This window comes from Methylobacter psychrophilus (genome assembly GCF_025583945.1).
Classification (GTDB): Bacteria; Pseudomonadota; Gammaproteobacteria; order Methylococcales; family Methylomonadaceae; genus Methylobacter_C; species Methylobacter_C psychrophilus.
In genome coordinates this window covers 1-5,885 of sequence record NZ_JAOEGU010000095.1, presented here as the reverse complement: position 1 = coordinate 5,885, position 5,885 = coordinate 1, and the positions used below count along the sequence as shown (strand labels likewise).

The 5,885-nt window shown below is 37.2% G+C and carries 8 protein-coding genes and 1 pseudogene; 6 read left to right on the top strand and 3 right to left on the bottom strand.

Features of this window, described 5'->3' with window-relative positions; all coding sequences use genetic code 11:
• Positions 1–205: hypothetical protein (locus N7974_RS19875; protein WP_262967277.1), on the top strand; the 205-nt coding region annotated here is incomplete at its 5' end.
• 57 nt (positions 206–262) lie between these two features.
• Here the strand turns inward: N7974_RS19875 and N7974_RS19870 are convergent.
• Positions 263–385: a hypothetical protein gene (locus N7974_RS19870; RefSeq protein ID WP_262967276.1), complete on the bottom strand. Its 123-nt coding sequence runs from the start codon at positions 383–385 to the stop codon at positions 263–265.
• A gap of 780 nt (positions 386–1,165) precedes the next feature.
• Between N7974_RS19870 and N7974_RS19865 the strand changes: the two genes are divergently transcribed.
• From N7974_RS19865 to N7974_RS19850, 4 genes are all read left to right on the top strand, one after another.
• A complete protein-coding gene (locus tag N7974_RS19865; RefSeq protein ID WP_262967275.1) occupies positions 1,166–1,642 on the top strand; it encodes a DUF2846 domain-containing protein in 477 nt (158 codons plus the stop codon).
• A 79-nt stretch (positions 1,643–1,721) separates the two neighbouring features.
• Positions 1,722–2,708, top strand: a complete 987-nt coding sequence (locus N7974_RS19860; RefSeq protein ID WP_262967274.1) for a PD-(D/E)XK nuclease family protein — start codon at positions 1,722–1,724, stop codon at positions 2,706–2,708.
• A 200-nt stretch (positions 2,709–2,908) separates the two neighbouring features.
• Positions 2,909–3,727 (top strand): HNH endonuclease, encoded by an 819-nt coding sequence (locus N7974_RS19855; RefSeq protein ID WP_262967273.1) that lies wholly within the window; start codon positions 2,909–2,911, stop codon positions 3,725–3,727.
• A gap of 261 nt (positions 3,728–3,988) precedes the next feature.
• Positions 3,989–4,396, top strand: coding sequence for a hypothetical protein (locus tag N7974_RS19850; RefSeq protein ID WP_262967272.1), 408 nt, complete (start codon positions 3,989–3,991; stop codon positions 4,394–4,396).
• A gap of 207 nt (positions 4,397–4,603) precedes the next feature.
• On the opposite strand, the gene N7974_RS19845 is transcribed toward N7974_RS19850, so the two are convergent.
• The gene (locus N7974_RS19845; RefSeq protein ID WP_262967271.1) at positions 4,604–4,825 is read right to left on the bottom strand and encodes an IS110 family transposase; all 222 of its coding nucleotides are present in this window, start codon (positions 4,823–4,825) and stop codon (positions 4,604–4,606) included.
• A 468-nt stretch (positions 4,826–5,293) separates the two neighbouring features.
• On the opposite strand from N7974_RS19845, the gene N7974_RS19840 reads away from it, so the two are divergent.
• Positions 5,294–5,791 carry a nuclease-related domain-containing protein gene (locus tag N7974_RS19840; protein WP_262967270.1) on the top strand — a complete coding sequence of 166 codons (498 nt, stop codon included), beginning with the start codon at positions 5,294–5,296 and terminating at the stop codon, positions 5,789–5,791.
• Here N7974_RS19840 and N7974_RS20935 read toward each other — a convergent pair.
• A pseudogene (locus N7974_RS20935) lies at positions 5,777–5,885 on the bottom strand (IS5 family transposase); the annotation flags it as partial. The gene N7974_RS19840 and the pseudogene N7974_RS20935 sit on opposite strands and share 15 nt — an antisense overlap.

The following is a 5,885-nucleotide window of genomic DNA, read 5'->3' as shown; positions in this document are numbered from 1 at the left end:
CGCCGCCTTGCAGGGCCGTGGCCGGCGTAAGCAAGGCCACTGTGACGCTCGGGAGCCACAGAACGTCAACTATTCACGGCTGAACGTTCCGAGAGGTCAAGCCCGGCAGATCAAGGATAACGCTAAGGTCGCGCGCTCAGGTTTCAAAAAACGTGAAAAAAAGATTTTCCGGCCAGGTCTCCAAACGGGTAAAGCGGGTGTTTGAATAGCAGTAATTCAGATTAAAATACGAGCCGCGCGGGTAAGACTCTTTCCACTCCAGCTACTCATCGAGATCTAAGCCGTCATAGCCATAGATTGACTGGTCGCTAAACTGCACCACAACCTTGCCACTGGCCAGATCATAACCACCGCGTTTAAAGCACTTATCTCTATTGAAATCCATGCCGGAACTCCCGGATTAATTCACTTAAACACCTAAAAAAATCAACATTGCCGGTCGATAGTGCAGCTATCTGGCCAGAAGTCCAGATATAACCATAGCAATTGTCGTGGATGATCGACAGTAACCTCGATATTACCTAAAACCTTGTTGGTCTGTTTTAGGGTTTAAAATCGCACTACAGCGCCAAAATACTTAAAATCAGCAGAACACTAGCGCTACACAAAAAAACAACCCACTAATCCTATTCAGTTTGTTTTTTGAGTGTTTTTAGACTGTTCTTTTATATCTCTTAATGCTTTCGCGCATATTAATGGGCCGCGTTCGCTTTCTCGCTATCCTCTCGCGCTGAACACCCTAATTTCGTACGTAATGCGTTGCCAATCGTTTCAAATTGCCAAAAACACAAAAATTGCCTTAATTCCAACACCATTTTACCCTATGCCGCCTTCGCTTTTGCACTATGACAACACTATGAAAACGCGCAATTACAAAATGAAAAATATAACAAAAAAAAACCCATAATTTTACACATGGGGCATTACTATTTTTAAGCAAGTAGCTTAATAAAACACAGCGAGTTCGTGGCCATAAGGAATAGTTTGGCCACTTCAGTATGACTCACTAAAAATTTCAATTTCTTCTGATGACAGTGGTTTTCATTAAGCACTTGCAATATAAAATAAATATGTTATATTTTTTATGGTTTTATTTTGTTAATGCAATAATAATCTTGTTAAGTTATTTTTTATTAAATACTTATAAACAAAAAATGGATTAAAAATGTTAAAAAAACTTGTCTTTATTGCTTTAGTTTCATCTATTTTTGCCGGGTGTGCCTCTGTGCCAATGGAATCTGAAGAGGTTTCTGAAAAAGCTAAATCATTCAATCCGCCAACTAATGGAAATTCAGGATTATATCTCTACCGGAAATTGGGGATGGGAACTGCTTTAAAGAAAGATATATATGTCGATAACAAATGCATTGGTGAATCTGCGCCTGATGTTTTCTTTTACGAAGAAGTGAAGGGAAATGAGGAGCATAAAATTTCAACTGAGTCTGAGTTTTCGCCTAACGATCTGCTTCTTAAAACCGAAACTGGCAAAAATTATTTTATCAAACAATATATCAGGCCTGGCGCTTTTGTTGGCGGTGCCGCTGTAGAGTTAATAGAAGAAGAGGAAGGGCAAAAAGATGTTTCTGACTCGAAAATGGCAAAAAAAGGAACTTGCGACAAAAAAAATTCTAATCACCTTTAGAACTTAGGGTATATGAATTTGAAACAAGCTGAAGATATCCAGCCCACAATGAATCACTTATTAGCAACAGGATCTTGTCATGAAATCACCAAATCTATTTAAATTCGCTACAAGTGAGCTTTCTCAAGATGCATTCATTTGTTGGTTATTGTCATGGGCGTCTCCAGAATATACTGACTCTAGTTTACACAAATGCGGTATAGAATTAATAGGACGTCTTTTTGAAAAGCATGGAAAGGAATTGCCGGCAAAAATTGATAAAGTTGATGTTATAAAGCAAGACTCGAACATTGATGTTTTGTGTATAGTGAATGAAAAATATGCGATTTTGATTGAGGATAAAACTGGAACGAAGAATCATTCAGGGCAATTATCCAAATATCTTAATGAGATCAGAAGTCGTGAGTTCGACGATTGTAATATCCTCCCAATTTACTTTAAGACACGTGACCAAGCTTGCTATGTTGGAGTTGAGGAAAATGGATACCAGGTTTTTTCTCGTAATGAATTTTTGAGTGTTCTTGATTTTGGTGTAGAGCTCGGAATAAATAGCGACATCTTTAACGATTTTAGAAATCACTTGAAAGACATATCGGATAAGGTTGATAGCTACCGAACTCTTCCTATTGATCAATGGTACTGGCATTCTTGGGAAGGATTTTATATGGAGCTAAAGGATAAGCTTGGTGAAGGTCATTGGGATTATGTTTCTAATCCAACCGGCGGATTTCTGGGATTCTGGTGGCATTTTCAAGGGGACAGCGCATGCAAGCAATATTTACAGCTTGAGCAGTCTAAGTTTTGCATAAAAATCAAAGTGAATGATCCTGAGAAAAGAAAATATTTCAGGAGTAAGTGGCACAAAAAAATAGTTGATAACAGCGAAAAATATGGGTTAAAACTAAGTAAACCTTCTAAGTTTGGCAATGGCAACTACATGACAGTTTCGGTGGTTAATGATGAATATAGGCAAGTAGGAAGTGATGGTTGCATTGATATGCAATCTACAGTCGAGTACTTAAAAAAGGCAGAAAATCTACTCAAATATGTGCATGAAACTGCCTAACAAGAAGTTGCTATTTAAACAAATATTTTACACTGACACCGACCTATTAGTCTGTTGGGCAACATCTTTTCGTTGCCCAATATTCAACGGACAAAAGCATAATATCGATATATTACCCCATGTCATTATTATATTTTAACGTGGAAATGTCGGTCACAATAAGATGTGCCCGATCTACCTTACTCAAACTCTAATTAAAAATGACGTTTAATCCCGATATAATTCAAGGCTCAGAATTAACCAACAAAAAAATTTGTACTCTTTTTGGATGTAGTCTGTTTGGCGGTATGAATAGATCTCTCAAAACTAATACATTGGTTCTTGTAACCAACCGCATCAAATGCTTATACCAAGATCGAATAGACGAAGATATTATTCATTACACCGGCATGGGGCAAAAAGGTAATCAAGATTTAAATGATGCTCAAAATAAAACACTAAACGAGTCAATCACTAATGGTGTTGGTGTACACCTTTTTGAAGTGATAGAGCAAGGCAAATATATTTACGTTGGCAAAGTCCAGTTGGCTGGCAAGGCATACGAAGAGAATCAATTAGATACTGAAGGTAATGATCGTTTAGTATGGATGTTTCCATTGCAGTTAAGTGATTCATCGAGGTTTGTACCTGTTGAGCTAGATAAAGTTAAAAACCTTGACGCTGATAGAGCGCGCACCGCTAGTAAGCTATCTCCAGAAGAATTGCTAAGAAAAGCAAAACAAGCACGAAAAATTCCCGGCTCAAGGCAGGCAACTGTTAAACAATATCAACGGAATGAATATGTCGCTGAAGAAGCAAAACGGAGAGCTAATGGAATATGCCAATTATGTTTACTGCCAGCCCCTTTTACTAATAAAAACAAAAAGCCCTATTTAGAAGTCCATCACATTGTTTGGCTTGCAAGAGTGGGTAATGATAGCTTAGAAAATACTGTCGCACTATGCCCGAACTGTCACCGGAAAATGCATGTGCTTGATGATGATACAGATAAAAAAGCACTTACTTCACTTTACGGCTAATTTTGCAGATGATGTCGCAAAGTACTCCAACACAGTAAGGCGCAATCTATAGGGAGAAATAGCATAGCGTATTGCGCCGTATGTTGATCTTTGATTATTCGGCGCATTACGTTATCACTAATACGCCCTACATTTAATTCGTCTTACGGCCTTTGGAGGATGATTTAATTATTGAAAAAATTAAGAAATTTAGAAAAATACGAGAATCCATATTATAGAATTTCAACAAAGAATCAGTAGATAGCTTAAGAAGGAAATTTAGTGAAATTAGTTTTTATTAGAACTTTAAAAACAATGTTTATATTTGCTCTCTTACTCGTTATTGGAGCGATTGATGAGTGGACTGCTGAAGGTATTTTTATAGGTTTATATGTAGCTGCTCATGTTCATGCAGTAGGATTTGCTATATGGACAGGTATTATATTTGGATTAATAGGTATTTATGAGTTAATAAAAAAAATTAGAACTAGGAGTCAAAATAATGAAGGAGTTTATATGGGTAGTAAAATAACACAATTAAAGAGCTGGTATACTTCTGTTACAAAAAAACAACGTAATCTTTTATGGGTTAGTGCAATTTTAATATCAGCGATCCCCATTGTTGGTTGGGTTTTTATTGCTCCATGGTTAATTCCCCTTATGCTATTTTTGGAATACCATCGTACATAGGTATACGATGAATACTGGATACCTCAGCTCGTAGATACCGTCTTGTCGCACCAAAAGCAAGCGATAATTAAACAGCATAGTTTGGATCAAAAGGTTTTCCAGATTTAATAACTTCAAAAGCAATATGTATAAGTTTGCGCATGGCGGCACACGCAATAGCCTTACCATTCTTACCGTTTACTTTAAGTCTTTCGCAGAAAATGCGAATTAAAGGAATGTGCCGCCAAGCGACGAGGGCGGGCATATACAAAGCTTTACGCAGGGCTGAATCGCCATTTTGGCTCGCCATTGCCCAGACTCACGCGGCGCAGAAGCCAGTCCTGCAAAAGCAACGACTTGTTTAGCATTGTTAAAGTTGTGATGAGTGCTAAATGCGATGAGTAGATAAGCAATAGAGGCTTCACTAATGCCAGGAATTGAATCAAGCAAATCGCCATGTTGCTTGAGGGCCGTAGGGCGGTTTCGCGTAACAAACCGCCAATCAATGCACAACGCCGATGACAGTCTGTTGCAGTTGTGGTCGATTGCCTGTCGGCGAATCCTACCAATAATGCGCCTTACAGCGTTACAAAATTTTGGCGCAGATACGATAATTTAAAAAACTTCAAGGAAGCAAATAAACGCATGGAAGAAAAACTCGATAAATTAAAGTCAAAGTTGGAAAGTAGCTAACAAAAAAATCAAGCGGACGGCTAAAAGCGTCATAATTCTAAAAAGGGGTAGCAATGCACGATAAAGCCGAGTTTTTATTTTTCACAACACTAATTCTTTACCTTATCACTTTATTCACAGTTTCTTATGTTGGCGTGTATCTGACTTATGTTGCTTTGCCTGTTATAGTCATTTCAGGTTTAATAATGTATTGGACCCGCCCCAAAGAAGAAGAGTAAGTATATTTTGGCTCAGATATTCCCTTCAATAGAGAACATTGAAAGACTAAAAGTTTCTCCTACTGATGGTGAAATATTTTTACTTCACTATCTAATAGATAGCATGGATGATGATGTTGAAATATTTTTTCAGCCTTTTTTAAACGGAGATAGGCCCGATATAATCTTAATTAAAAAAGATTCTGGTGTAGTAATTATTGAAGTTAAAGATTGGGATTTAAAAGCATACAAGATAGGTGAAAACAATAAATGGTACGTTAGTAAAAACAACCAGAGAATTAAATCACCCTTTCATCAAGCATTTGGATATAAGCATAATCTTTTTAATTTACATATAAATGGTTTGTTGGAGAAAAAACTAAAAAACAAAAACTTCTATAAATTAATAAAAGTGTTCGTATATTTTCATGGGCAATCAAAACTTGAATTAGCACGTATTTTCTCTCAACCAATTGATGTTATTAATGTTGAGCTAGGTTCTGTTGACGTTTCACCTCAGCCATAAAAGCACCGAGGAAAATGACAGCATCCCCATGTAATTAATAGCTTTTTTCTCATATCGTGTAGCAATTCTGCGATAGTGCTTGAGCTTACCGAAC